The sequence below is a fragment of the Streptomyces sp. CNT360 genome, from assembly GCF_000424785.1.
The window spans coordinates 298,847-323,075 of record NZ_AUKO01000002.1; the positions used below are offsets into that span (position 1 = coordinate 298,847).

21 protein-coding genes are annotated in these 24,229 nt (G+C 71.6%); 8 read left to right on the forward strand and 13 right to left on the reverse strand.

The window, feature by feature from the left end; translation table 11 throughout:
- Positions 1–62: 62 nt before the first annotated feature.
- The 3 genes from H297_RS0105870 to uriH all read right to left on the reverse strand — a co-directional run bounded on the left by H297_RS0105870 (position 63) and on the right by uriH (position 3,614).
- Entirely contained in the window at positions 63–770 is a 708-nt protein-coding gene (locus H297_RS0105870; protein WP_027736281.1) for an aspartate/glutamate racemase family protein, read from the reverse strand.
- A 304-nt stretch (positions 771–1,074) separates the two neighbouring features.
- The gene (gene uriT / locus H297_RS0105875; RefSeq protein WP_027736282.1) at positions 1,075–2,517 is read right to left on the reverse strand and encodes a uridine transporter UriT; all 1,443 of its coding nucleotides are present in this window, start codon (positions 2,515–2,517) and stop codon (positions 1,075–1,077) included.
- A 5-nt stretch (positions 2,518–2,522) separates the two neighbouring features.
- Entirely contained in the window at positions 2,523–3,614 is a 1,092-nt protein-coding gene (uriH, locus tag H297_RS34755; protein WP_486589421.1) for a uridine-preferring nucleoside hydrolase UriH, read from the reverse strand.
- 297 nt (positions 3,615–3,911) lie between these two features.
- On the opposite strand from uriH, the gene H297_RS34760 reads away from it, so the two are divergent.
- The 4 genes from H297_RS34760 (at position 3,912) to H297_RS0105900 (ending at position 8,087) form a co-directional block, all read left to right on the forward strand.
- The gene (locus tag H297_RS34760; RefSeq protein WP_051351628.1) at positions 3,912–5,195 is read left to right on the forward strand and encodes a LacI family transcriptional regulator; all 1,284 of its coding nucleotides are present in this window, start codon (positions 3,912–3,914) and stop codon (positions 5,193–5,195) included.
- A complete protein-coding gene (rbsK, locus tag H297_RS0105890; protein ID WP_027736283.1) occupies positions 5,192–6,100 on the forward strand; it encodes a ribokinase in 909 nt (302 codons plus the stop codon). Before H297_RS34760 ends, rbsK begins: the two co-directional genes overlap by 4 nt.
- 117 nt (positions 6,101–6,217) lie before the next feature.
- Positions 6,218–6,664, forward strand: a complete 447-nt coding sequence (locus H297_RS0105895; protein ID WP_027736284.1) for a MarR family transcriptional regulator — start codon at positions 6,218–6,220, stop codon at positions 6,662–6,664.
- Positions 6,657–8,087 carry an MFS transporter gene (locus tag H297_RS0105900; protein WP_027736285.1) on the forward strand — a complete coding sequence of 477 codons (1,431 nt, stop codon included), beginning with the start codon at positions 6,657–6,659 and terminating at the stop codon, positions 8,085–8,087. The genes H297_RS0105895 and H297_RS0105900 overlap by 8 nt, the downstream gene beginning before the upstream one ends.
- Positions 8,088–8,328: 241 nt before the next feature.
- Here the strand turns inward: H297_RS0105900 and H297_RS0105905 are convergent, their stop codons facing one another.
- From H297_RS0105905 to H297_RS0105920, 4 genes are all read right to left on the reverse strand, one after another.
- Complete coding sequence (locus H297_RS0105905; RefSeq protein ID WP_027736286.1) at positions 8,329–9,693, reverse strand: GH1 family beta-glucosidase; 1,365 nt, start codon at positions 9,691–9,693, stop codon at positions 8,329–8,331.
- Positions 9,694–9,905: 212 nt separating this feature from the next.
- Positions 9,906–10,745, reverse strand: a complete 840-nt coding sequence (locus tag H297_RS0105910) for an ABC transporter permease subunit (RefSeq protein ID WP_027736287.1) — start codon at positions 10,743–10,745, stop codon at positions 9,906–9,908.
- Positions 10,746–10,830: 85 nt separating this feature from the next.
- A complete protein-coding gene (locus H297_RS34765) occupies positions 10,831–11,928 on the reverse strand; it encodes a carbohydrate ABC transporter permease (RefSeq protein ID WP_051351629.1) in 1,098 nt (365 codons plus the stop codon).
- A 48-nt stretch (positions 11,929–11,976) separates the two neighbouring features.
- Positions 11,977–13,293: an ABC transporter substrate-binding protein gene (locus H297_RS0105920; protein WP_027736288.1), complete on the reverse strand. Its 1,317-nt coding sequence runs from the start codon at positions 13,291–13,293 to the stop codon at positions 11,977–11,979.
- 236 nt (positions 13,294–13,529) lie between these two features.
- On the opposite strand from H297_RS0105920, the gene H297_RS0105925 reads away from it, so the two are divergent.
- A complete protein-coding gene (locus H297_RS0105925; protein ID WP_027736289.1) occupies positions 13,530–14,795 on the forward strand; it encodes an ROK family protein in 1,266 nt (421 codons plus the stop codon).
- A gap of 69 nt (positions 14,796–14,864) precedes the next feature.
- On the opposite strand, the gene H297_RS0105930 is transcribed toward H297_RS0105925, so the two are convergent.
- Positions 14,865–15,404 carry a GNAT family N-acetyltransferase gene (locus tag H297_RS0105930; protein ID WP_027736290.1) on the reverse strand — a complete coding sequence of 180 codons (540 nt, stop codon included), beginning with the start codon at positions 15,402–15,404 and terminating at the stop codon, positions 14,865–14,867.
- 126 nt (positions 15,405–15,530) lie between these two features.
- Positions 15,531–16,238, reverse strand: a complete 708-nt coding sequence (locus H297_RS34770) for a TetR/AcrR family transcriptional regulator (RefSeq protein ID WP_078513774.1) — start codon at positions 16,236–16,238, stop codon at positions 15,531–15,533.
- Between the two features lie 72 nt (positions 16,239–16,310).
- On the opposite strand from H297_RS34770, the gene H297_RS0105940 reads away from it, so the two are divergent.
- The 3 genes from H297_RS0105940 to gad all read left to right on the forward strand — a co-directional run bounded on the left by H297_RS0105940 (position 16,311) and on the right by gad (position 20,055).
- The gene (locus H297_RS0105940) at positions 16,311–17,840 is read left to right on the forward strand and encodes an FAD-dependent monooxygenase (RefSeq protein WP_027736291.1); all 1,530 of its coding nucleotides are present in this window, start codon (positions 16,311–16,313) and stop codon (positions 17,838–17,840) included.
- Positions 17,841–18,002: 162 nt separating this feature from the next.
- Positions 18,003–18,527: a molybdopterin-dependent oxidoreductase gene (locus H297_RS34775; RefSeq protein WP_051351572.1), complete on the forward strand. Its 525-nt coding sequence runs from the start codon at positions 18,003–18,005 to the stop codon at positions 18,525–18,527.
- A 106-nt stretch (positions 18,528–18,633) separates the two neighbouring features.
- Positions 18,634–20,055: a glutamate decarboxylase gene (gad, locus tag H297_RS0105950; protein WP_027736292.1), complete on the forward strand. Its 1,422-nt coding sequence runs from the start codon at positions 18,634–18,636 to the stop codon at positions 20,053–20,055.
- Between the two features lie 64 nt (positions 20,056–20,119).
- Here gad and H297_RS34780 read toward each other — a convergent pair whose 3' ends face one another.
- From H297_RS34780 to H297_RS40160, 4 genes are all read right to left on the reverse strand, one after another.
- Positions 20,120–20,599, reverse strand: coding sequence for a hypothetical protein (locus tag H297_RS34780; RefSeq protein ID WP_051351573.1), 480 nt, complete (start codon positions 20,597–20,599; stop codon positions 20,120–20,122).
- A gap of 50 nt (positions 20,600–20,649) precedes the next feature.
- On the reverse strand, positions 20,650–21,288 hold the full coding sequence (locus H297_RS0105960) for a YceI family protein (protein ID WP_027736293.1): 639 nt from the start codon (positions 21,286–21,288) through the stop codon (positions 20,650–20,652).
- Positions 21,289–21,527: 239 nt separating this feature from the next.
- Complete coding sequence (locus H297_RS34785) at positions 21,528–22,715, reverse strand: alpha/beta fold hydrolase (RefSeq protein WP_158693651.1); 1,188 nt, start codon at positions 22,713–22,715, stop codon at positions 21,528–21,530.
- Positions 22,716–22,779: 64 nt separating this feature from the next.
- On the reverse strand, positions 22,780–23,814 hold the full coding sequence (locus H297_RS40160; protein ID WP_078513776.1) for an AraC family transcriptional regulator: 1,035 nt from the start codon (positions 23,812–23,814) through the stop codon (positions 22,780–22,782).
- Positions 23,815–24,229: the final 415 nt, after the last annotated feature.

A 24,229-nucleotide genomic window follows, 5' to 3' on the forward strand; every position in this document is an offset into this window, starting at 1 on the left:
CGGGGCGGCCGTGCCTCCGCCGGAGGGCGGGGGCACGGCCGCCCCGCGGTGGGCTCCGCCACTCATGCACCGCGCTCGGACCCGGCCAACGCGGTGTCCACGGCCGCCTGTGCGTGCAGCCGGGCGGTGGGGAAGACCGGCACGGGGCTGTCCGCCGGACCGATCAGCAACTCGATCTCGGTGCAGCCCAGGACGACACCTTCCGCCCCCGCCGCGACGAGGTCCTCGATGATCCGCTGGTAGGCCCTGCGCGAGTCCTCCTCCACCCGCCCGAGGCAGAGCTCCTCGTAGATCACCCGATGCACGAGCGCGCGGTCCGCGGGGGCGGGCACGTACACCTCCGGTCCGCCGGCCTCCAACCGCCCGCGGTAGAAGTCCTGCTCCATCGTGAACGCGGTGCCCAGCAGTCCGACCCGGCGCACACCCGCTGCCCGTACGGCAGCGGCCGTGGCGTCGGCCAGGTGCACAAAGGGAATCGACACGGCGGCCGCGACCTGGTCGGCCACCTTGTGCATGGTGTTGGTGCAGAGCAGCACCATGTCGGCGCCGGCGCGCTCCACGGCCCTGGCGGCCGCGGCCAGGAGCTCGCCCGCCTCCGGCCAGCGATCCTCGACCTGTAGCCGCTCGATGCGGGCGAAGTCCACCGAGTACAGCACGCAGGAGGCCGAGTGCAGCCCGCCGAGCCGCTGCCGCGTGAACTCGTTGAGCAGCCGGTAGTACTCTGCGGTCGACTCCCAACTCATCCCGCCGATCAGCCCGATCGTTCTCATTGCCGCCTCCTCGCGCGCTGCCGGGGGCTCATGCTGCAAGAGAGCCCGGATCAAAGCAATTCAAGATTTTGTGCGGCACTCCAGAAGGGTCGCTTATGCCCCGGGCTCGTCCGGGTCGGCGTCCGGTGGGCCGACCGCTCATCAGCATGTGCAGCGGCGAACGCTGGAGCCGCCGCATCAGAGGACTCGCAGTCCGGACGCGAGCCGTACGCCACCGCTGAACACCCGTGTGGCCTCCCCGTCAGGAGCGCGTCCCGGACGGGGAGGCCACACGGTCGGCCGGGTGGGTCCGGCCGGAGACCGGTCATTCCGCTTCGGCCGCGACCGGCTTCGGGATGAGGAAGGAGGTGGCGAACGCGAAGGCGAGCAGCACCACACCGGCGGTCATACCGGCCGCGTACCCGGTGGGCGAGGAGGCGTCATCCGGCAGGGCTGCAGTCTGCACGGCGTAGACCACCGCGAAGCTGAGCCCCGAACCGAGGTTGAAGGCGCCTGCGTTGAGCCCCGGCAGGAAGCCCGGGTTCTCGCGGGGCGAGTGCACGATGCCCAGTCCGTTGAGCACGATGTTGGCCACGCCCGCGTACGCCGCACCGACCAGGATCGAGGCCGCCAGCAGCAGCCAGCGCGAGTGCGCGTCCAGAGTGAGCAGCATCAGCACGACCGTGGCCGCCGCACCGACCAGTCCGGCGCGCAGGATCCGGCCGTAGCCGTGGGTGGCGGCCAGCCGGCCGGCGAGGGGCCCCATGGCGAGGCCCGCCAGCGCGTACGGGGTGAGCGTCCACCAGGCGGACTGCTCGGCCGACATGCCCAGTCCGGCTTCGGCGTCCTGGGCGAACGACGGCAGCAGGCCGTTCATGACGGCGAAGACACCGGTCATGGTGAGCACCGTGGTCAGCAGCGTGGCCCAGGTGGCCCGTCGCCGCAGGTGGTGGGTGGCCACCAGCGGGTGCGCGCCGCGGTCCTGGACGCGCCAGAACAGTGCGAAGGCCGCCGCCGAGACCACGACGAGCCCGACGGCGAGCGGCCAGTTCGCCGCCCCCAGCTTGCCCGCCTCGTTCAGTGCGATGAGCATCGCGCCCACGGAGACGACGAGCAGCAGGACTCCGGGCCAGTCCATCCGCGTGCCGGAGGCGGCGCACGACTCGGGCGCCAGCGTCGCCACGAGGACGGCGCCGAGGGCGGCGACCAGGGTCATCGCCCAGAAGACGGCGGAGAAGCCGTGGTGGTCGGCCAGGTAGCCGCCGGCCAGCGAGTCGACGCCGGCGATGCCGCCGTTGACCGCGGTGATGACCCCGAGCAGGGTGCCGTACCTCTTCGGCTCGCCGACCTCGACCCGCAGCATGATCAGACACAGCGGGACAGTCGGCCCGGACACGCCCTGGACGACGCGGCCTGCGAAGAGCATCGGGACGCTGTTGGCCAGCGCGGCGACGACGCAGCCGACGGCCATCAGCGCGAGCATCCCGACGAGCACCTTGCGGCGGCCGACGAGGTCGCCGAGGCGCGGAAGGAAGAGGGAGAAGAGGGCGGCCGAGGTGAAGAACGCCGTCTGCGTCATCCCGATCTCGGCCGAACTGGCGTGCAGCGTGTGCTCGATGCTGTTGAGCGCGGGGCTGAGCATGCTCGCGTTCAGCTGGAAGGCGAAGCAGGCCACGAGCAGCGCCGCCATCAGCACACCGACGCGTACGGGTCTGCCGTCGCGCAGGTGGCCTTCCGGGGCGGCCGTGACAGAGGTGGTGCCGGTCATGTGCGTCACGCCCGCTCGTGGCGCGCGCCGGCCGGAGCGTCGGTGGACTCCGGCGCGGTGCCCGCCTGCGGGGCGGTGTCCACGGAGGTGGCCTCGGCGGCGGCGCCGACGGTGCCCGAGGCGTCCTCGGCGGCCGAGCGTGCCGCGTCGGCACCGCCCCCTTCGCCGATCCGCTCCAGCGCATCGATCACCAGGTCCCAGAACCGGGCGTGGTCGAGGTCGACGGCGACCTGGGTGCGGCAGCCGTCCGGCGCCGGTGCCCGGAAGTCGGCGACCGTCATGCCCAGCGTCAGCCCGCCGCGCAGCTCGATGTCGACGGGCGCCTTGCGCACCGTCATCACGTCCGGGTCGATGACGTAGGCGACGGCACACGGGTCGTGCACCGGCGGGTGGGCGAAGCCCTGCTCCTGAAGGTAGGTGGCGCCGAAGAAGTCCAGCAGTTCGTTGACGAAGGCCGCCGGACGGGTCCCCAGCTTCGCGATCCGCTCGGTGACCTCACCGGTGGCCAGCGCCTGGTGGGTGAGGTCGAGGCCGACCATGGTGACCGGCCAGCTCTCGTTGAAGACGATGTGCGCGGCCTCGGGGTCGATGACGATGTTGAACTCGGCCACCGGGCTCCAGTTGCCCTGGTGGTAGCCGCCACCCATCAGGACGACCTCGCGCACGCGCTCCGCGATCCGTGGCTCCTTGCGCACGGCCAGTGCGATGTTGGTCAGCCCCGCCGTCGGGACGAGGGTGATCTCGCCGGGTTCGTGAGCCATCACCGTGTCGATGATGAGGTCCACCGCGTGCCGCTCGTCCACGTCGAACGCGGGCTCGGGCAGCACCGGGCCGTCCAGGCCGGACTCACCATGAATGTCGGGCGCCGTCTCCACCGTGCGGACGAGTGGCCTGGGGCAGCCCGCCGCGAACGGGACACCGGTGATGCCCGCGATCCGGGCGACGGCGAGCGCGTTGCGCGTCACCTTCTCCAGCGTCTGGTTGCCGACGACTGTGGTGACGGCGACCAGCTCGACGTCCGGGTTGCCGTGCGCGAGCAGCATCGCGATCGCGTCGTCGTGCCCCGGGTCGCAGTCGAGGATGATCTTTCTGGCCACGAAGAGCCCCTTTGCTCAGCCCTTCCGCCGCTTCGCCCCCGGGACCCGAGCGGCGGTGCGACGAGAGGGCGGGAGGCATGTCACGGAGCGAAGGAAGGTGGGAAAACGTTCTCCCACGACTCTGCTCAGCACCCTGGTGGATGTCAATGGACGACTGGATCACATCAGCACACAGCGGTATGGGCCGGGCGCCGACCGGCTGATAACGTTTGCCGACCTCCGGTCGTGCGTGCGGGACAAGCCCCCGCCGCCCGAGGTGGAGATCCCGCCGGCTCCGACGAAGAAGTGGTGGCCGCCATGCGCCCAGGCTCCGACATCACACTGCGCGATGTGGCGCGCGCCTCGGGCTGCTCCGTCTCCACCGTCTCGCGCGTACTGTCCGAGGCCCGGCCCGTCGGGGCCGGGACCGCGCGCCGGGTCCGCGAAGCCGCCGAACGCCTCGGCTACCGGCCCAACCACGTCGCGCGCGCCCTGCGCAGCAGGAGCACCGCCACCGTCGGGCTGGTCCTCCCCCAGATCACGAACCCCTTCTACCCCGCACTGGTGCGCGAGCTGACGCACGTGCTGGACGAGCGCGGCCTGGCCGTGCTCCTCGCCGACTGCGACGACGATCCGGACAAGGAAGCCGCCCGGATCGAAGCCCTGCTGGCCCGGCAGGTCGACGCACTGCTCGTCGTGCCCGTGGACGAGCACCGCAGCCGGCCCGCCGTCGCGGCGGCCGCCGCACGCGTCCCGCTCGTCCTGCTCGACCGGAGCTGCGGGCCGGGGGTCGCCGACCTCGTGGCGGTCGACAACGCCGCCGGGATGGCGCTGGTCTTCGAGCATCTGGCCGCCCAGGACCGGCACCGCCCCTGCTACATCGGTGCCGTCGGCACCACATCGGCGGCCACGGAGCGCCGCGCCGCCTTCGAGGCGGGAGTCTCGTCCCTGGCCCCCGACGATCCGCCCCTGCTCGCCCTGGGTGAGTTCTCCGCCGCCTGGGGCAGGGAAGCCGTCGACCGGCTGTGGGACGAACACCGCCGCGGCGCCGCCCCCGCGCCGGATGCCGTGGTGTGCGGCAACGACCTGATCGCGCTCGGCGCGCTGCAACGGCTGCGGCAACGCGGCGCCGAGGTGCCGCGCCAGGTCGTCGTCACCGGCTTCGACGACATTCCGCCCGCCGATCTCGCCGACCCCGCCGTGACCACCGTGCGGCAGCCGGTGCGGGACATCGCTGTCGAGGCGGTGCGCCTGCTGGAGGCGCGGCTCGCCGACCGGCACGGTACCGGCGGCGCCGAGGCCGAAGCCACCGGTTCGGCACCCGGCGGCGGCGCTCCGGCACCGGACACCGGCCGTTCGGCACCCGATGCCGTCGGCTCCGCCGCTGACGGCCACGCCCGCGCCGCCCGCAGCGGGTCACCCGGCGGGGGCGCGGCCCGGCACGCCGTGCGGCTCGCGCCGCAGCTCGTCGTCCGGGCGTCGACGGTGCCGGTGCCCGGCGCTCACCCGTCCTTGACGGACGGTGACGCCCGGGACGCCCGTGGCGGCCCCGGCACCCCCGAGTCCCCGTCCGTTCCTCTCCCCCAGAAGGCAACACCGTGATCGCAGTCGTCGGAAGTCTCAACCTCGACCTCGTCACCTCCGTCCCGCACCACCCGGTGCCCGGCGAGACGGTGCTCGGCGAGGACCTCGTCCAGCACCCCGGTGGCAAGGGCGCCAACCAGGCTGTGGCCGCGGCGCGACTCGGTGGGGACGTCTCGTTCGTCGGCCGGGTCGGTGACGACGACGCCGCGGAGGTGATGCTGGGAGCCGCCAAGGAGCAGGGTGTGGACGTGGGTCACATCCAGCGGACCCCGGGCGTCCCGACCGGCCGTGCCCTCATCGCCGTCAGCCCGGAGGGTGAGAACACCATCATCGTCAGCCCGGGGGCCAACTCCCGCCTTGCCGCGGCCGACTGCGCGGCAGCGGCGGACATGCTCGGGCGGGCGGCGGTCACCGTGCTCCAGCAGGAGGTACCGCAGGAGGCCAACAACGAGGCCGCGCGGCTGTCCGGCGGTACGGTGCTGTACAACCCCGCGCCCGCCGTGGCTGGCGTCGAGCCGCCCTCCGGGGTCGACCTGCTCGTACCCAACCGGACCGAACTCGCCGCACTCGCGGGGCTGTCCGGCACGCCGGGAACGCTCGACGAGGTCGCGGCGGCGGCCCGGCGCCTGCGCGCGGCGGCCGCCGTCATCGTCACTCTCGGCGGGGACGGTCTTCTCCTGTGCGAGGGGAACGCGCATCTGCACATCCCCGCCTTCCCCGTGACCACCGTCGACACCACCGCTGCGGGCGACTCGTTCTGCGGCGCCTTGGCCGTGGGTCTGGCCGAGGGGCGCTCCCTGGAGCAGGCGGCCCGGTGGGCGGCCGCCGCCGCGGCCGTCAGCACCACCCGGGCCGGCGCTCAGCCGTCGCTGGCCCGGCGCGCTGAGGCCGACTCCCTGTTCACCCACGGCGCCCTCATCTGAGCTGAGCCCTCTCCCGGATTCGGCCGTCCGTACGGGCGGGCGGCCGGAGCGGACGGAGGCGTCCGCCATTACACAGGCAACCTGTACAGTCATGCCTGTGGACGTTGGCGCGGCAGCATGAGCGGGAACCAGGACGTGTCGCCCTCGGCGGCGCAGGCCTCGCGCGAGATCCGTGCGGTCATCAGCCGCCTGCGGCGCCGCATCCTCGCCGCCTCCCGGACCGAGGACCTCACTCCGACACAGGCGACCGTCCTGGCCCGGCTGTCCGGCAAGCGGAACGTGACGGCGAGCGAGCTCGCCGCCGCCGAAGGCGTACGTCACCAGTCGATGACAGCGACGGTCTCCTCGCTCGCCGCGCTGGGGCTGGTGGAGCGCGCTCCCGACCCGGACGACGGGCGGCGGCTGCTGATCACGCTGACCGGGGAGGGGCGCCGTCGGGTGGCGGAAGGGCGGACGGCCCGGAACGAATGGCTCGCCGGCCGGTTGCAGGACAACTGCACGGAGGAAGAACGCCGGACGGTGATCGCCGCCATGGCCGTACTGCAGCGGCTGACCGATGAGTGACGCCACGACGAGGGCCGGGAAAGAGGCGGACGAACCCGGTTTCGACCGGCGGCTGCTGCCCCCGATGCTGCTGGGCTCGGTCCTGAACCCGATCAACTCGACGATCATCTCCGTCGCGCTGGTACCCATCGGTGCGGCCCTGGGTGCGCCGTCCTCCCAGACCGCCTGGCTGGTCTCCGCCCTCTACCTGGCCACCTCGCTCGGACAGCCGGTCGTGGGCCGGCTCATCGACCTCTTCGGGCCGCGCAGACTCTTCCTCCTCAGCACCGGTCTCGTCGGTGTCGCGGGCGTCGTGGGCGCGCTGGCCCCGCAGCTGGGGGTGCTGATCGGGGCCCGGGTCCTGCTCGGGTTCGGCACCTGCGCCGGCTACCCGGCCGCGATGGCACTGCTGCGCAGTGAGGCCCGGCGCACCGGACGGGACAGTCCCGGCGGAGTGCTCACCGCGCTGGCTGTCGCCAACCAGACCATCGCCGTCGTCGGACCGCTGCTCGGCGGTCTGCTGATCGCGGTGGGCGGCTGGCGCGCCACCTTCGCGCTGAACGTGCCGCTGGCCGTGGCGGCCGTGCTGCTGGGGCTGCTGCGGCTGCCCAGGTCCGCCGGGACGGGCGGGACAGGCGGGGCCCCGCGCCGTGGGAGCCTGACGACCCAGCTCGACCTGCCCGGCATGGGGCTGTTCGCCGTGATGCTCACCTCGCTGCTGCTCTTCTTGATGAACCTGCACCTGCGCGACTGGTACCTGCTGGTGATCACCGTCGCCGCGGGGGCCGGGTTCGCGGTGCGCGAGCTGCGGGCCGCCGTCCCGTTCATCGACCTGCGGGTGCTCGGCGGCAACACGCCGCTCGTGGCCACCTACGGGCGCGCGCTCGTCGCCTACGTCGTCGCCTACGCGTTCCTCTACGGCTTCAGCCAGTGGACGGAAGAGGGCTACGGGCTGTCGCCCTTCCACGCCGGGCTGGCCCAGATCCCGATGTTCCTGCTGGCGATCGGCGCCTCGATCGTCTCCGGGCGACGCAGGGGCGTACGCGGGAAGCTGCTGATCGGGGCGGTGGGGCAGATCGTCGCCTGCCTGGTGATGCTGACACTCACCGGGCAGAGCCCCCTGTGGATGCTGCTCCTCGTCGCCCTGATCTTCGGCATCCCGCAGGGACTGAACAACCTGGCCCTGCAGAACTCCGTGTACTTCCAGGCCGATCCCGAGCGCACCGCGTCCTCCGCCGGGCTGCTGCGCACCTTCGCCTACATCGGCTCGATGATCGCGTCCTCCGCGACTGCCGGGTCGTTCGGGCAACGCGCCGACACCGGCGGCATGCACCGGCTCGCCTGGGTGATGCTCGCCTCCGGTGTGCTCTACCTCCTGCTGACCGTCCTCGACCGCACGCTCGGCCGCGTGGCGGCTGCCGACGACACCCAAACTGCGGAGTAGTTCTTCCGGCCCGGACCCACCGGAGTGCCGGCGCGCGGCCCTTGACGGCCCACGACTCCCCGGCCGCATCGGCGGGTTCGGCACCTCGGACCGGGCGAGCCGGTGCCTCTCCACGCCCCATGGGCGGCCCTGATCCGGGCAGCGGGGCACCGGTGGCCGGGAGTCCACTGCCGGGGGCGCGGCAACCGACCCGTCCGGTAGCCGTCGCCCTGGGCAACTGCGACTGGCCAGGCAGGTGGGTTCAGGCGGCCTTGCGTCGGCGGGAGCGGTGAGCGGCCGCCAGCTCGGCGTACCGGCGGCCGCTGGTCTTGATGGTGCGCTTCTGCGTCGGGTAGTCGACGTGGACCAGACCGAACCGCTGCGCGTACCCGTAGGCCCACTCGAAGTTGTCCAGCAGCGACCAGGCGAAGTAACCGGCCAGCGGCACGCCTTCCCGCACGGCGCGCCCGCAGGCGGCCAGATGCTCCTCCAGGTAACGGGTGCGCTCGGGATCGTGCACCTGCCCGTCGGGGCCGACCGTGTCGGGGTAGGCGGCGCCGTTCTCGGTGACGTAGACGCAGCGGGCGCCGTAGTCCTCCGCCATGCGCCGCAGCGTCCGGGTGAGGCCGTCGGGGTGGACCTCCCAGCCCATGCCGGTCGTGCGCGCGCCCTCCGGCAGGGCGGCGGCCCGGGCCCGGGGGAAGGGCCCTGCGGGGTCGTCGCGCAAAACGTTCCGGAAGTAGTAGTTCAGGCCCAGCCAGTCCAGCGGCGCCGCGATGGTCTCCAGGTCTCCGGCACGGGCGGGCGGCTCGGTGCCGTACAGCTCGACCATGTCCTGCGGGTAGCCGCGCCCGTGCACCGGGTCCAGCCACCAGCGGTTGACGTGCCCGTCGGCGCGGCGGGCCGCTGCCACGTCGGCCGGGTCGTCGGTGGCGGGTTCGCAGTGGGTGAGGTTGTTGACCAGACCGACGCGCGCGCCCGGCGCGTGGGCACGCAGCGCCTCGACCGCGTAGCCGTGGCCCAGGTGCAGGTGGAAGGACGCGCGCACGGCCTCCGCCATATCGGTGGTCCCGGGGGCCATCCGCCCCTCGTAGTGCCCGATCCAGGCAGAGCACAGCGGCTCGTTGAGGGTGGCCCAGTGCCGGATACGGTCACCGAGCCGGGCGGCGGCGACGGCCGCGTACTCCCCGAACCGCTGGGCGGTCTGCCGCGCGGGCCAGCCGCCCTGGTCCTGGAGCGTCTGGGGCAGGTCCCAGTGGTAGAGGGTGGCGAAGGGGGTGATGCCCGCTTCCAGCAAGGCGTCGGTGAGCCGGTCGTAGAAGTCCAGCCCGCGCTCGTTGACGCGCCCGCCGCCGTCCGGCAGCACCCGGGGCCAGGCAAGGGAGAAGCGGTACGCATCCAGGCCGAGTTCCCGCATCAGGCCGAGATCCTCGCGCCACCGGTGGTAGTGGTCGCAGGCCACGTCCCCCGTGTCGCCTCCGTCCACCTTGCCGGGCGTGTGGCTGAAGGTGTCCCAGATGGAGGGCGAGCGGCCGTCCTCCGTAGCCGCCCCCTCGATCTGGTAGGCGGCTGTCGCCGCGCCCCACAGGAAGTCGTCGGGAAGCTCCGCCGTCGCGTCGTGCGGCAGGTCGGACGTGGCGGCAGGGGTGGGACCGCCGGAGCCGGCGGGCGGTGCGGCGGGATGGGTGTCGGACACGTGGATCCTCTCGGTGGGGAGGGGTGCGGGAGAGCGGGGCACGGCGAGAGAGACCTGCCGGGCGGCGCGGACGAACTTCTGCGGCGCGGGGGAAGCCCCCCGGGGGGGTGCCAGGACCCTCCGGGGCGCTGCCCGGGCCGGGGCTACTTGACGGAGCCGGCGGTCAGGCCGGCGACCAGGTAGCGCTGAAGGAGGAGGAAACCGGCGACGAGGGGCACGCTCACCACCAGCGAGGCGGCCATGACCTGGTTCCAGTAGACCTCGGTCTGGGTGGAGTAGCCCTGTAGGCCGATGGAGAGAGTCCGGGTGACGTCGTTGGTCATCACGGACGCGAACAGGACCTCGCCCCAGGCCGTCATGAAGGAGTAGACCGCGACGGCGACGATGCCGGGCGTGGCGGCGGGCACCAGCACACGGAAGAGCGCACCGAGTGCGCCGCAGCCGTCGACGAGGGCCGCCTCGTCCAGATCGCGGGGGATGGAGTCGAAGTAGCCGGCGAGCATCCAGATCGACAGCGGCAGGGTGAAGGTCATGTAGGTGAGGATCAGCGCGCCCCGGGAGCCGTACAGGGCGATGCCGGTGGCGTTGCCGATGTTGACGAACAGCAGGAACAGCGGCAGCAGGAAGAGGATGCCGGGGAACATCTGCGTGGACAGCACCGTGACGGTGAAGACCCGCTTCCCGCGGAAGCGGTAGCGGCTGACCGCGTACGCGGCGAAGGTCGCCACGAGCACGGAGCACACCGTCGCTCCCCCGGCGACGATCAGCGAGTTCACGAAGTACCGTCCCAGCGGCACCGTCTCCCAGATGTCCAGGTAGGGCCGTACCGTCAACTCCGTGGGGATCCAGTGGAAGGAGTCCGTCACATCCTGCAGCGGCTTGAGGGAGCTGCTGAGCATCACGTAGAGCGGAGTGGCGGCGAAGACGGCCAGCAGCGTCAGCAGGATCCGCCGGGTCCACAGGAACGAGGCCGGTGCTGCCATGGGGCTGCAGGCCCGGCGGTCGCCACCGGGGCGAGCGGGACGGACGGTACGGACGGGCTGTGCGGTGCCGGGCATCCGGACTCCCTCAGACATGGGCCCTCCCCTGCCGTCCGCCGCCCCGCCGGGCCGCCCGTGGCGTCCTCTCCCGGGTGGCCAGCAGGTATCCGGCCGTGACGACCAGCAGGAACAGCAGCAGGAGGACGGACATGGCCGAGCCGGCGCCGAAGTCCCAGGTCGCGAAGGACGACTGGTAGATGTGCAGGGACACCAGCTCGGCCGACTCGGGGGCCGACTTGCCGAACAGGACGAAGGGGACGTTGAAGTCGTTGAAGGTCCACAGGAACAGCACGAGGATCAGCACCAGGTTGACCGGCCGCAGTGCAGGCAGCGTGATGTGCCGGATCTGCCGCCACACACCCGCCCCGTCGATGGCGGACGCCTCGTAGAGGTCGCGGGGGATGGTCTGCAACCCGGCCGTCAGCATCAGGAAGGCGAACGGCCAGATCCGCCAGACCGACACCACCAGCAGGGACACGAAGCTGTTGCCGCCCACCAGCCAGAACGGCTTGGAGTCCGTGAGCCCCGTCTGGTCGTGGAGTACGGCGTTGACCAGCCCGTTGTCCCGTTGCAGCAGGAACGACCAGGTGATGACCGCCGCGTACACGGGCAGCGCGTACGGCGTCAGGAACAGCGCCCGCAACACGCCACGGCCGCGGAAGGTGTCCTGCATCAGGATGGCCGCCGTGACCCCGAGCAGCCAGGCGAGTCCCACGGCGAGCGCCGTGAACGCGCAGGTGACGGCGAACGAGCGCAGCAGAGCCTCGCCCACCGGGGCGTGGAAGTCCACCGCGACGCGGAAGTTGTCCAGGCCCGCCCACGGGGCGGCGCCCCAGTTGTGGATGTACTCCTGCGTCAGGTCCCGGAACGCCATCACGATGCCGGTGACCATCGGCGCGAGGTGCACCAGCAGTTCGAGGACGAGTGCGGGCACCAGCAGCAGGTACGGCATCCCGGCCTGCCGCACCTTGTCCCGCAGCAGGGCGCCCCGCCGCGGGCGGGGGGCAGCGGTGCCGGGTCGCCCACCGGGGTGGCCGGCGCACTCCTCCGGCTCGTCGCTCCCTCCGCCGGCCGGCGCGGACGAGGCGGGTGGCGCGGCGGATTCAGGCGCAGCGGGCGGGGGCAGGGCGGAGGCCGCGGCGGGCTTCGAAGAGCGGGTTCCGTGGATCACGGGTCACTTCCGCATCTGCTGCTGTGCCTTGGTGAGCGCGTTGTGCACCGCCTGAGTGGTCACCTTCCGCCCTGCTGCCGCGTCCGCGAAGAGCCGCTTCATTGCGGTGCCGACCAACGTCTCGAACTTCGACTCGTCGGCCACCTGCGGGAGCGGCGCCGCGCTGTCCGCCAGCACGGAGCGCAGCACCTTCTCGTCCTTGTCGCGGGGTGCGACCCGCTGGGCGGACAGCACCGGGGACAGTGAGCCGTAGGTGGTGTTGAGCTTGTGCTGCTCGCCGTCCGAGGTCATGAACTTCACGAACTTCAGGGCGCCGTCGCGGTTGTCGGTGTTCTTGAACACCGCCAGGTTGATGCCAGCGACCATGGAGGTGGTGGCCCGCTCACCGGAGTCGGACGCGCTCTGCACGGGCACCGGGACGACGCCGTATTCGTTCGGTTTCATCCCGTTGCCCAGCAGTTGGGAGCGGGCCGCCTGCCACAGCAGCATCCCCGCCTTGCCCTTGGCGAAGTCCCGCACCGACTGGCGGGCCGCATACTCGGCGTTGCCCTCGGCGGCGATCCGGTCCCCGGCGAGGAAGTCCACGTACTGCTTGACGGCCTTGACGTTGCCGGGCTTGTCGAAGGTGGGGTTGCCGGAGTCGTCGAAGAAGTCGGCGCCGTGCTGTTTGCCGAAGACGAACGCGTGGTGGGCGTTCTCCACCGGGTCGCCGGCCTCCAGGGCGAGACCGTAGTGCCCGTCACCGGAGACCTTCTTCCCCGCCGCGACGAGCTCCTTCCACGTGCGGGGCGGCTGGTCGACGCCCGCCTCGCGGAACATCTTCTTGTTGTAGTAGAGCGCGTACGTCAGCGAGTACAGCGGTACGGCCGCCGGCGGCTTGCCCTTGGCTCCGGTCGCGGCCAGCGCCGAAGGGCTGAACCGGTTCTTGCCGCCGATCTTGGCCATGGTCTTGTCGTCGAACGGAAGCAGCGCGTCGCTCTTCTGGAGGGAGGAGGACCACGTGTTGCCGATGTTGAGGACGTCGGGGCCCTCCCCGGAGGAGGCCGCGGCCAGGATCCGGTCCAGCAGGTTGGACCAGGGTATGACCTCCAGCTTGACCTTGATGCCGGTCTGCTTCTCGAACTTGGCCAGCTCGGGCTGGAGGATCTTCTTGTCGGTCTCCAGGCTGGACCCCTGGTTGGTGGCCCAGTAGGTCAGTTCCTTGGGCTTGTCGTTGCTGCCGTTGCCTCCGGCGGTCGTTCCTCCGCCGCAGCCGGTGGCGAGCGCGGCGGTCAGTGCGGTGCTGAGGGCGGCGGTCGCCACCGTACGAAGTCTGCGCATGGTCGTGCGGCACCTCCAGGAGGCGTGCGGAAGCAGTGAGCGTCGGCCGCCCCGGACGCGTTCACTCCCTGAAGGCGGCTCGCACTTAACTTAGGGCGTGAGTTAAGTAATGGAAGAAGTCAGCGTCAAGACAGCGCGCACGGGTAAATTGGTTCGCGGACCGCCCGCCGGGCCTGGAGCAAGGCGGCAGGACCATCGCGGCGAGCCGCCGGCGCGCCGCCCCGGAGAGGAGCCAGATGACCGGCGGGAACCGGCGGACGGTGCGCGACCTGCGCCGCACCAACCGCGCGACGCTGCTGCGCCGCCTCTACTTCGAAGGGCCGCTCAGCCGCCAGGAGCTCGGCCCGGCGACCGGCCTCAGCTCCGCGTCGGTCTCCAACGTCACCTCCGAACTGCTCGCCGAGGGCCTGCTGGAGGAGGCCGGCTCCGTCGGGTCGGACGGCGGCCGGCCGCGGACCCTCCTGCGCGTGGCGCCACATGCCGGAACGCTCATCGGGGTGGATGTCGGCGAGACCCGCCTGCGTGTCGAGCTCTTCGACCTGACGCTGACCGAACGCGCCCGCGCCGAGTACCCGTTGCCGCGCGGCGGGCACGCCGTGCCGCACATCCTGCGGCTGATCGGCACCGGACTCGCCGCGGTGCGCACGGAAGCGGAACGCGGCGGAGTGCCCGGCGCCGCCGCCCCGTTGGGCATCGGCATCGGCGTGCCCGGCATCGTCGAGCAGGATCCGCACCTCGGTGCCGTCGTGCACGGCCAGAGCGTCGGCTGGGAGGCCGTACCGCTGGAGTCGCTGCTGAGCGGGGAGTCCGCCTTCGCATCCGGGACGCCGCTGTTCGTCTCGAACGGCGCCAAGACGCTCGGGCAGGCGGAGATGTGGTTCGGGGCCGGGCAGGGCGCCAAGGACGCCGTCGTCGCACTGATCGGCTCCGGGGTCGGTGCCTGTGTCGTCACCGGAGGGAGCGCTTACAGCTCCGCGTCCCGTGGAGCGGCGGAATGGGGTCACACCACACTGCACTTGGACGGGCGGCTGTGCCGGTGCGGCGCGCGGGGCTGCCTGGAGGCGTACGTCGGTGCGTCGGCGGTGCTGGAGCGCTGGCAGGAGGCGGGCGGCGCGGCACCGGACGACGAGGAGGAGGCGGCCCTGGAACGGTTGGCCGGGGCGGCGGGCCCGGACGCCGAACGGGTGCTGGGCGAGACGGCGCGCTGTCTCGGCGCGGGCATCGCGGACCTGGTGAACCTCTTCAGCCCCGAACGCGTCGTCCTCGCCGGCTGGGCCGGCCTGCTGCTGGGGCGCAGGCTGCTGCCCGCCGTACGCGCCGCGACCGAGAAGCGGGCTCTTCGTCACCCGGCGGCACGGACCACGGTCGTACTGGGCCGGCTGGGCCCGGACGCGGTCACTGTCGGAGCCGCCACTCTCCCACTGACCCGTTTCCTGGACGCCGGGGGCCGCAGGCCCGGGCCCGTACCCCGCGACGAGACGGCGGTGGTCCGCCCCGGGTGAGCGCGGGCGAGGGCGGAGCGGGGATCGCAGAGGACGGTCGCCGCACAGCTCGCCCGGCGGCCGGCATCGTCACGGCCGCGCGTCGCGGGAGATGCGGAAGACGGCGTTCGGGCGCAGCGGCCCCTCGGGCGCCGCGGGGTCGTCGAAGTCGTCGGCCGGGTTCCGTGTCATACCGATCCGCCGCATCACGGCCTGGGAGCGGAGATTGGCCGCCGTCGTCACCGCGAGGATCTCCGGGAGGCCGAGTGTGTCGAAACCGTAACTCAGGACCGTCAGCGCCGCCTCGGTGGCGTAGCCCCGTCCCCAGGCGTGCCGGGCGAGCCGCCACCCGATCTCCACCCCGGAGAACGGCATGTCCTCCTCCACCTCGTCCAGCCCGGCGAAGCCGACGAACTCCCCTGTGGCCCGGACCTCGACCGCCCACCATCCGTGGCCCCGCCGCTCGAACTCGGCACGGAACCGCGCCACACAGGCGTCACTCTCCTCGCGGGTGAGCAGGCCGCCGAGGTGTTCCCGTACGGCGGGGTCGGCATTCATCGCCGCCCAGGGCGCGAGGTCCACGTCACGCCACGGCCGCAGGACGAGGCGATCGGTGTGCAGTGTGGTCATGGCGTCCCAGCCAACGCGAACACCCCCTGCGCGGCAACTCGTTTCCCGCACGCTCCGGGCCCGCGCACCCTCCGTCCCGCTCGCCGAGGGCGCGGTCGCCGCGGTCGGCAGCCGGGGCCGCAGGCGTCAGGACGAGCGGGCCGGCGCCGGCGCACCGGACGGAGCTTCGGCGGCGCCCAGCAGCGGCAGCCACACCTCGTCCACGATCTCGACGAGCGTCTCGTCCGGCACCGCCCGCAGGGTGACCAGCATGTCGTGGCGCACCAGGTCGAAGGGCAGGTTCACCACGCGGGTCGAGCGCGGCGCATCCGGCAGTTCGCCGCGCTCAACCGCCCGGGCGAGGATCACCGCGAAGGGGCTCTTCGGGTGCGGGCCGCCGAGGGTCGCGCGAAGATCGCTGAAGCTGGTGCCGGTGTCCTGGAAGTAGTCCGTCAGTTGGACGCTCAGCATGGTGAGGGTGCGGGCACGGTCGTCGTTGACGTTGCGCAGGAAACCGAGCGCGTCGTCGCGGAGGCCGCCGGTGTCGGGCACCGCGATCGGCTTCCAGAACCTGGCGAGGGTGGCCAGCAGCAGGTCCTCGCGCCGCGCCCAGCGCCGGTAGAGAACGGGACGACTCGTGCCCGCGCGGGCGGCGACCGCCTCGTAGGTGAAGCCGCGGTACCCGTGCTCGACCAGTACGTGCCACGCGGCGTCGAGGATCGCGTTCTCCAGCGCGGCACCCCGGCGGCGGGAGGCCCCGCCGCCGCGTGAGGGGCCGCCGCCGGTACGCCGCTCCCCTGCCGGTACGCCCTTCCCGCTGCGCCTGCCCGGCGCCCCCTCGCCCTTTGGATTCATTTGTGTATCTTACCGCGACCGCTTACGGTGACGCCCTTGGATACAGTCTCGTATCGTATTGAGGAGTCGGCAATGTTCGACGTCATCGTCGTCGGCGGGGGACCCACCGGGCTCTTCCTGGCCTGCGAACTCCGTCTGGCGGGGGCCCGCCCCCTGGTACTGGAACGGCGGCCGGAGCCGGATCCGTCGGACAAGGCGCACGGTCTCGCCGGACAGGTCGTACGCCTGCTCGACCACCGTGGCCTCTACGCACGCTGCGGTGGCCAGGGCGCACCCCGGCCCGCACCCGGTTTCTTCTTCGGCGGGATGCCGCTGCCGCTGCACACGCTCGGCGAGGAGAACCCGATGCATCTCCTGCAGATCAACCAGCGCGACCTCGAACGGGTACTGGACGAGCGTGCGGCCGAACTCGGCGCGGAGATCAGGCGAGGCTGGGACGTCCTGTCCTTCGACCAGACCGACGACCGGGTCGAGGTCGCGGCACGCTGCCCGGACGGCACGGAAACGCGCCTCGCGGCCCGGTACCTCGTCGGGTGCGACGGCGCCCGCAGCCTGGTCCGCAAGCAGTCGGGCATCGCCTTCCCCGGCACCAGCGACGACACCCTCGTCGACCGGTCGGCCCTGATCGGACCGAACGAGCACTTCCGTTTCACACCGCAGGGCCGCGTCGAGATCGACGGCCTCGGCGAGATCCCCACGGCCTTCCACCGCACCGAGCGCGGCGTCTTCACCCTCCTCCCCCACGACCCGGAGCGGCCGCTGATCAACACCACCGAACAGGAAGCGCACCCCGCGGGCGACTCCCCCGGGCCCGGCGCGCCGATGACCATGGCCGAGATGGAGGACAGCGTCGAACGTGTCCTCGGGGTACGCCTGCCGCTGACTCCCCCGCCGGAAGGGTCACCGGTCCTGCTGCGCCGCCTGTGCGGCCGCAACTGGCGGATTGCCGACCGCTACCGGGAGGGCCGCGTCCTCCTCGCCGGTGACGCCGCACACGTGAGCCACGGGCCGACCCTGAACGCGGGGCTCCAGGACGCGGCCAACCTGGCCTGGAAACTCGCGGCCGCGCTCCAGGGGTGGGCTCCGGGCGGGCTGCTGGACAGCTACGAGAGCGAACGCCGCGCGAGCGGCGAACGCGTGCTCACGCACACCCGGGCCGACACCGCCCTGACGGCTCCTGGCGACGGAGTGACCGCACTGCGCCAGATCGTCGGGGAACTCCTCGACCACCCCGGGAATCTGCGCGCGATCGCCGCCCTCACGGCGGGCTCGGACGTCCGCTACCCCACCGGTGAGGAAGACCCGGCCGCGCCCACCGGCTGGTTCGTGCCCCCGATCGATCTGACCACCGAGGACGGAGGTACCCGGCGCCTCGCGGAGCTGCTGCACGATGCCCGGCCCCTGCTCCTCGACCTCACCGGCGGGAGCGCTCTCGCCGGTGTCGTCGAGCCGTGGCGCGACCGGGTACGCCGTGTGGCCGCAACCGCCGCCGACGCCCCCGCGCCCGCGCTGCTCATCCGCCCCGACGGCTATGTGGCCTGGGCCGGCGCGGACCCCGACGGTCTCAAGGCTGCCCTCACCCGCTGGTTCAGCCCGGACTGAGGCCGCGCCGACCATCGGACGGCAGAAGCAAGGGTATACCGCCCGACGGGGCCCCATCTGCGCTCTGCGTGCCGATTCCGGCTGGCTTCTGCGGTTCCCGGCGCTGCCCAGGGGGCATACCCGGGTCGTATGCGTCAGGGGAGACAGCGCAAGGGGGCGGTGATGAGGCGACTCGGCAGTCCGCATCGCGTGACGACAGCGCCGGTCAAGGTGTTCGCGCTCACGGGGGAACTGGCCAGTCCGGCGGCCCTGTCCGTCGCCGATCTGCGCGAGGGATGGCCCGGGCAGCAGGCCGACGTCGTCTTCGACTGCGCCACCAGCGGGTCCCGGCGGCACACCTTCTCCGGGCCTCTTCTGCGGGATGTGCTCACCGAGGCCGGGCCGCTGTTCGACGCCCGCAGCCGCAAGGACCGCTCCCGCTTCCTGGTCGCGATCGAGGGCGGGGACGGGCACCGCGCCGTGCTCTCCTGGGCGGAGATCGACAGCGACTTCGGTGACGCTCCCGTCCTGCTCGCGACCGCCATGGACGGCTCGGGGCTCGACCTGGCCGGAAGCCAGCTCGTGGTGCCCTCGGACCGTTGCGGAGCGCGCTACGTCAGTGCGATCAGCAACGTATGGGTGGGGGCGCCGGCCTCGTTCCCCCACGGGGCCGGCACCGAGCGGTCACCCGCGGGCCGGCCGGGCTGACAGCCCTCCCGGAGGCACGAGCCGTGCCGGATCACGCCACCGGGCCTACGGTCGGGGTACGGGCGCGCTCTCCGTCGCCCGGGCCGGCTCGTCGAGGGAGGCGCATGTGTCCGTTCACCACGGGACAGGAAGCCGCGGCGCGGACGGCACCGACCCCCGTCTGAAGGTCAACCCGTTCCACGGAGCGGCGAATCCGGCCGCGGGCATGGAGGCGGTACCGCCGGTGAACCGGCTGCCGGAGGGGATGACGGCCCCGGAGACGACGTACCGGCTCGTCCGGGACGAGCTGATGCTCGACGGCAACGCACGGCTGAACCTCGCCACGTTCGTCACCACCTGGATGGAACCCCAGGCGGACACCCTGATGGGCGAGTGCCGGTCGAAGAACATGATCGACAAGGACGAGTACCCGAGAACAGCGGAACTGGAACGGCGCTGCGTGGCCATGCTGGCGGACCTGTGGCACGCGCCGGACCCCGGCCACGCGGTGGGCTGCTCGACGACCGGTTCCAGCGAGGCGTGCATGCTCGCCGGAATGGCCCTCAAACGCCGCTGGGCCGCCCGCAACACGGACCGGTATCCGCACACGGCCCGGCCCAACCTGGTCATAGGGATCAACGTCCAGGTGTGCTGGGAGAAGTTCTGCGACTTCTGGGAGGTGGAGCCCCGCGTCGTACCGATGGAGGGGGAGCGCTTCCACCTGGACCCGCAGGCGGCCGCGGAGCTGTGCGACGAGAACACCATCGGCGTCGTCACCGTCCTCGGCTCCACGTTCGACGGCTCGTACGAGCCGGTCGCCGCCACGTGCGCGGCGCTCGACGCCCTCCAGGAGCGCACCGGACTGGACATCCCCGTGCACGTGGACGGCGCCTCGGGGGCGATGGTCGCGCCCTTTCTCGACCCGGAGCTGGTCTGGGACTTCCGCCTGCCCAGGGTCGCCTCCATCAACACCTCCGGGCACAAGTACGGACTCGTGTACCCGGGGGTGGGCTGGGCCGTGTGGCGGGACGAGGCGGCCCTTCCGGACAGCCTGGTCTTCCGCGTGAACTACCTGGGCGGCCGGATGCCCACCTTCGCGCTGAACTTCTCCCGGCCGGGCGCACAGGTGGCCGCCCAGTACTACACGTTCCTGCGGCTGGGCCGCGAAGGGTTCCGCGCTGTCCAGCAGGCCTCGCGGGACGTGGCGGAGTGCCTGGCCGGGGGCATCTCCCGCCTTCCGGACTTCCGGCTCCTCACCCGCGGTGACCAACTGCCGGCCTTCGCCTTCACCACCGCAGCCGACACCACCGCTTTCGACGTCTTCGACGTCTCCCGGCGCCTGCGGGAGCACGGCTGGCTCGTACCCGCCTACACCTTCCCCGCCCACCGCCAGGACCTGTCGGTGCTGAGGATCGTGTGCCGCAACGGCTTCAGCAGCGACCTGGCCGCGCTCCTGCTGGACGACCTCGAACGCCTGCTGCCCGAACTGCGGCAGCAGCCGCGGTCGCTGGTCACCGACAAGCGGCGGGAGACCGGCTTCCACCACTGACCGCCGTCACCAGGTGGCCCGGCTCGTCATGCCCGAGGGGCCGGGCACGGCGTCGCCGACCCGCTCACCCGGCAGCGGCCTGCAACGGCGTGGCACCGTACCGCTGCGCCAGCGCCGCGACCTCGTCCGCGATGGCGGAGTCGTCCTGCCAGGCGCGCTCGCGGGCGACGACGTCCACACCCGCCGGGGTCAGCAGGGACCGCGAGAAGGTGATCACCGCCCAGGTGTAGTCGTGGTTCCACGCAGTGACGCTCCACTCGCTGCTGAGCGGGCGGAGCATGCCCAGGCCGCGCCAGCGGAAGACCACACCGGGACGGTCGAGCCGGGTGTCGATGCCCTTCATCCGCTTCTGGCGGCCGTCACGGGTGTAGGAGACCTCGTCGGCGAGCCGCAGCGACCCCTCCTCGGAGGGCGACAGCGGAGTGTAGCGGAAGCGGGGCTCGGCGCGTCGGCCGCGGGTCCACATCGGGAACGTCGAGGCGACGATCCGCCAGGAACCGGCGAAGCGGTCGGGGTCGAATACCTGCTCTCGGTGCACTGTCATGGACCAGCCAGCCTAACAAGCGGTGTGCCGGTTCCCGCTCCACGGGACATTCACTGCGCTGCGGTGTTCCGGATCGCGGCTATGTCGAACTGCAGGCGGACCTTCTCACTCACCATGGAGCCGCCCTCGGCCAGCCGGCTGTTGTACGTCAGACCCCAGTCGGTGCGATTGATCGTGGTCGTGCCGTCGAAACCCACACGCTGGTAACCGAAGGGATCCACCACCTGGCCTATGTAGGTCAGTTCCAGCACGACGGGGCGGGTCACGTCCCTGATGGTGAGATTCCCCGCCATGCGGTACACGTCGCCGCCGGCGAGCTGGACGTCGGTACTGACGAACTGCATGCGGGGAAAGCCGGCCGAGTCGAAGAAGTCGCGTCCGACCAGGTGGGCATCGCGCTGCTCCACCCCGGTGTCCACGCTGCCCGTGGCGATGACGACCTCCGCCCGCGAGCGGGACGGGTCGTGACCGTCGAAGTACAGGCGGCTGCTGTAGTCGGTGAAGGCGCCGCGCACGGTGGTCACCATGGCGTGGCGTACGGAGAAACCGATGCGGCTGTGCGCGAGGTCGATGACCCATTCCCCGGTGAGTTCCCGCAGTGCCGGATCCGCCCCGCCCGCCTCGGCAGGGGCTCGGTCGACCGCGGGCGCCTGGGGGCGGGGTGACGTGTTGCGCGTGAACAGTTTCATGCTTCACCTGGCGACTCGACGACGGACTAGGACGGGAAGTACGGCAATGCTGCACACCCGCCACCACGCCCTAGCTCCGCATTGGAGCGTTTTTGAGCGGTGATCACATAGTTGTCTCCCGCGAAATCTTCACACGATCAACGGTATTTCTTCGGCCTTACGAAAGGGACAGGCCTGGGACGCCCGTGAAGCCCGGGTGCGCTCGTCGGAGCCGGTGCGGGGACGCCGGGATCGCGAAGTCACCGGATGACGGATTCGCCCCGTTGCGGCCGTCGCGTGAAGACATCGTCCAGCCAGTCGCAGACTTCCTGGGCCAGGCGAGTGGGGTTGTTGGCCTGGCAGTGCGCGTCCGCGCCAGTGGACGCGTCGAGTTCGAGCAGCGTCTTGTCTTCGACGGGGAGTCGGTCGTGCCAGCGGCGGGCTTGGTCGATGAAGCCAGGCCCCTCACCGCTGCCCGCGATGGACAGGAAGGCGCAGTCGACCCCGGACGGATCGGCCCGGAAGGTAGCGAAGAGTTCGGCCAGTTCCGCCGCCGTGGTCAGGCCGGAGCGCCACAGGTACATGAGGAAGCTGCCGTGTACCGCGCCACCTGTGGCGGCCATGGCGTCGAGCGCCTCGACGGGAAGCATGCTGCCACCGTCGTAGAGCGGGGTGCTGGCGACGCAGGCAGCGACGCGGCGTTCGGTCATCACGGCACGGCTGACCATGTAGCCGCCGGCGCTCATGCCCATGAGGGCCAACCGCGCGGGATGGGTGCCGTAGGCGTCGACGAGGTGGTCGATGACCGCTCCGATGGGCCGTTCCGTCTCGCTCATCAGGTGCAGGCCCCGCTGGGGAGTGGTGCCCTGGCCAGGCAGGTCGACCATCACCGCAGTGTAGCCTCGCCGCCACGCGTTCAGGCCGATGAGGTGGTACACGTCCTCCCGGCAGGTGTCGAGCCCGCCGTGCAGCAGCAGCGTCGGGGCCCCGGGACCGGCGTCCAGGCGCAGCCCGGGAAGCGACGCGGACCCGAACGGCACCTCCAGGTACGTCAGAGGCAGCTCCATCAGCCTCGTGGCGTCGGCGAACGCGCTCTCGAACTTACCGATCAGGGCCTCGAACGCCGCAGCGTCCCCAGCGGCGAACTGCCACGCCTGCCGGTAGGCGTAGTACGCCTTCATCAGGATCTCGCCGGCGCTGCGGCGGCGCCCTTGCGCCTCCCAGTCTGCGGCCAGGGCACACTGCGCATCGCCGTAGGCTTCGAATTCTTTCACCCAGCTCTTCGTACTGCCGTCTTCGATCCGGGAAGCGATGGCATACAGTTCGCCCGCGTCCGGGCCGCCGGTCTTGGCGGCAGCCACGGACATCTGGAACACGAAATCCATGTCGCGGTCGTCAAAACGGTAGTGAATCGCAGCACTGCTGCGCTGAATCGGCTCATTGCTCATGCACGCCACGCTAAAGCGGTACGAGCGGTGGCGGGAGGACCGGATCCGCGGACTCGGAGACCGTTCACGCGACGGTGTCACGCCGCCGATAAGCGTCGGGACCGCAATCGTGCCGCCGGTGGAAAGCGCGACGGAACGCCCGGTCATCGGAATAGCCGAGCCGGGTCGCGATGGCCCTGACCGGCAGTGGGCTGTTGCGCAGCAGATCGACCGCCCGACTGTCGCGAGCCGCCTCGACCTCGGCCCGCCAGCTGGTTCCGGCTTCACGCAGGTGCTGCTGCAACATGCGAGGGCTGACCGCCAGGTGCCGGGCGGCGGTGTCGAGCGTGACCAGACGGTCGGCGAAACCATCGGCCAGGAAGGCGCGTACCCGATCGGGCCAGGTCTCCGCGGGCAGCCGACGCCCGTCCGCATGCCGACGCAGCATCGCGGCGAGCATGGGATCGGCTCCGAGCAGCGGCAGGTCGAGGTCCCGGCGCGTCAGTGTGATGGTGGTCGCCGGGCACCCGAAGTCGACGTCGTCCACCCCCAGGATCTCGGTGAGCGCGTGGTGCCGCTTCGGCGCCGGCTGCACGAGACCGATGTGGGCGGGGCGGATCGGGCTTCCGGTGGCGTGCCGGGCCATGGTCAGATGCCAGCTCAGCACGTAGGACTCCGCGTGCAGGAAGTGGGTGCCGCCCGGCAGTATCCGTTCGACGACGGCCCCACCGTCGCCTTCGGCCCATCTGTACGCACCACCGGTGGCGGCTACCGAGATGTACCGGATCGCCGTGTCGAAGGCTGCCGTGAGTGAGTCCGCCGTGAGGAACAGGTAGTCGAACAGTCCCAGCCTGCCTGGCTGGTGATCACGGCCGAAGCGCGCGCCGAACAGGGGGTCGCCCACCGTGTCGGCAGCACGGTTCAGCAGATCCATGCCGAGCCGGCCCTCCATCCAGCCCGCCGGATCGGTGAGCCGGTCCGTGTCAAGACCGGTTGCGCGAGCCAGTCGGCGGCTGTCGACTCCCATTCTGGACAACAGGTCCAGGAGCACTCGGGGCCCGGCCACCGAAATGGTGCCCAAGCTCGACGACAGCGACCTGCCGCCACGGGGAGAGCTCATTGGATCACTCACTGTGCCTTTCACCTCATACCTGAACAGCGTGCCCCTCACCGCTTTTACGGGTCATCGTGGTCGATCCTTTGTGTGACCGCGTTTCCAGGAAGGCCATGCCGCCTCGCATTCTTCTCACGTTACACACTGTGCGATCAGTGCCGCCACTGACCGCTTCTTGCGTAATGGTATTTGCCGCAACCTGGCCGTACTCGGACCTTTCTTGCAGTCCGTTTCAGAGTGAGTCCGGCGCAGGGGACTGGTCGTGTGATGCGGTGGCGGCAGGCCTTCTCGGGGGCCGGGTGATCTTGTGCCTGATGACCTATGGGAACGTGATGGAAGCGACTGCGGAGCCCGCCGATCGAGCCGATGCTCGCGCACAGCATCGAGCACCTCCCCCGGCGAGCCCAGGTGAGACGGGTTC

What these genes read in the sequence shown, in the direction of transcription:
- H297_RS34780 (WP_051351573.1), bottom strand. Translation starts at nt 20,599, where the DNA reads ATGACAGTGCACCGAGAGCAGGTATTCGACCCCGACCGCTTCGCCGGT.
- H297_RS0105895 (WP_027736284.1), top strand. Translation starts at nt 6,218, where the DNA reads ATGAGCGGGAACCAGGACGTGTCGCCCTCGGCGGCGCAGGCCTCGCGC.
- H297_RS0105910 (WP_027736287.1), bottom strand. Translation starts at nt 10,745, where the DNA reads ATGGCAGCACCGGCCTCGTTCCTGTGGACCCGGCGGATCCTGCTGACG.
- H297_RS0105960 (WP_027736293.1), bottom strand. Translation starts at nt 21,288, where the DNA reads ATGAAACTGTTCACGCGCAACACGTCACCCCGCCCCCAGGCGCCCGCG.
- H297_RS34760 (WP_051351628.1), top strand. Translation starts at nt 3,912, where the DNA reads ATGCGCCCAGGCTCCGACATCACACTGCGCGATGTGGCGCGCGCCTCG.
- H297_RS34785 (WP_158693651.1), bottom strand. Translation starts at nt 22,715, where the DNA reads ATGAGCAATGAGCCGATTCAGCGCAGCAGTGCTGCGATTCACTACCGT.
- H297_RS34775 (WP_051351572.1), top strand. Translation starts at nt 18,003, where the DNA reads ATGAGGCGACTCGGCAGTCCGCATCGCGTGACGACAGCGCCGGTCAAG.
- H297_RS40160 (WP_078513776.1), bottom strand. Translation starts at nt 23,814, where the DNA reads ATGAGCTCTCCCCGTGGCGGCAGGTCGCTGTCGTCGAGCTTGGGCACC.
- H297_RS34770 (WP_078513774.1), bottom strand. Translation starts at nt 16,238, where the DNA reads ATGAATCCAAAGGGCGAGGGGGCGCCGGGCAGGCGCAGCGGGAAGGGC.
- H297_RS0105900 (WP_027736285.1), top strand. Translation starts at nt 6,657, where the DNA reads ATGAGTGACGCCACGACGAGGGCCGGGAAAGAGGCGGACGAACCCGGT.
- H297_RS0105870 (WP_027736281.1), bottom strand. Translation starts at nt 770, where the DNA reads ATGAGAACGATCGGGCTGATCGGCGGGATGAGTTGGGAGTCGACCGCA.
- H297_RS0105940 (WP_027736291.1), top strand. Translation starts at nt 16,311, where the DNA reads ATGTTCGACGTCATCGTCGTCGGCGGGGGACCCACCGGGCTCTTCCTG.
- H297_RS0105930 (WP_027736290.1), bottom strand. Translation starts at nt 15,404, where the DNA reads ATGACCACACTGCACACCGATCGCCTCGTCCTGCGGCCGTGGCGTGAC.
- uriT (WP_027736282.1), bottom strand. Translation starts at nt 2,517, where the DNA reads ATGACCGGCACCACCTCTGTCACGGCCGCCCCGGAAGGCCACCTGCGC.
- H297_RS0105920 (WP_027736288.1), bottom strand. Translation starts at nt 13,293, where the DNA reads ATGCGCAGACTTCGTACGGTGGCGACCGCCGCCCTCAGCACCGCACTG.
- H297_RS0105925 (WP_027736289.1), top strand. Translation starts at nt 13,530, where the DNA reads ATGACCGGCGGGAACCGGCGGACGGTGCGCGACCTGCGCCGCACCAAC.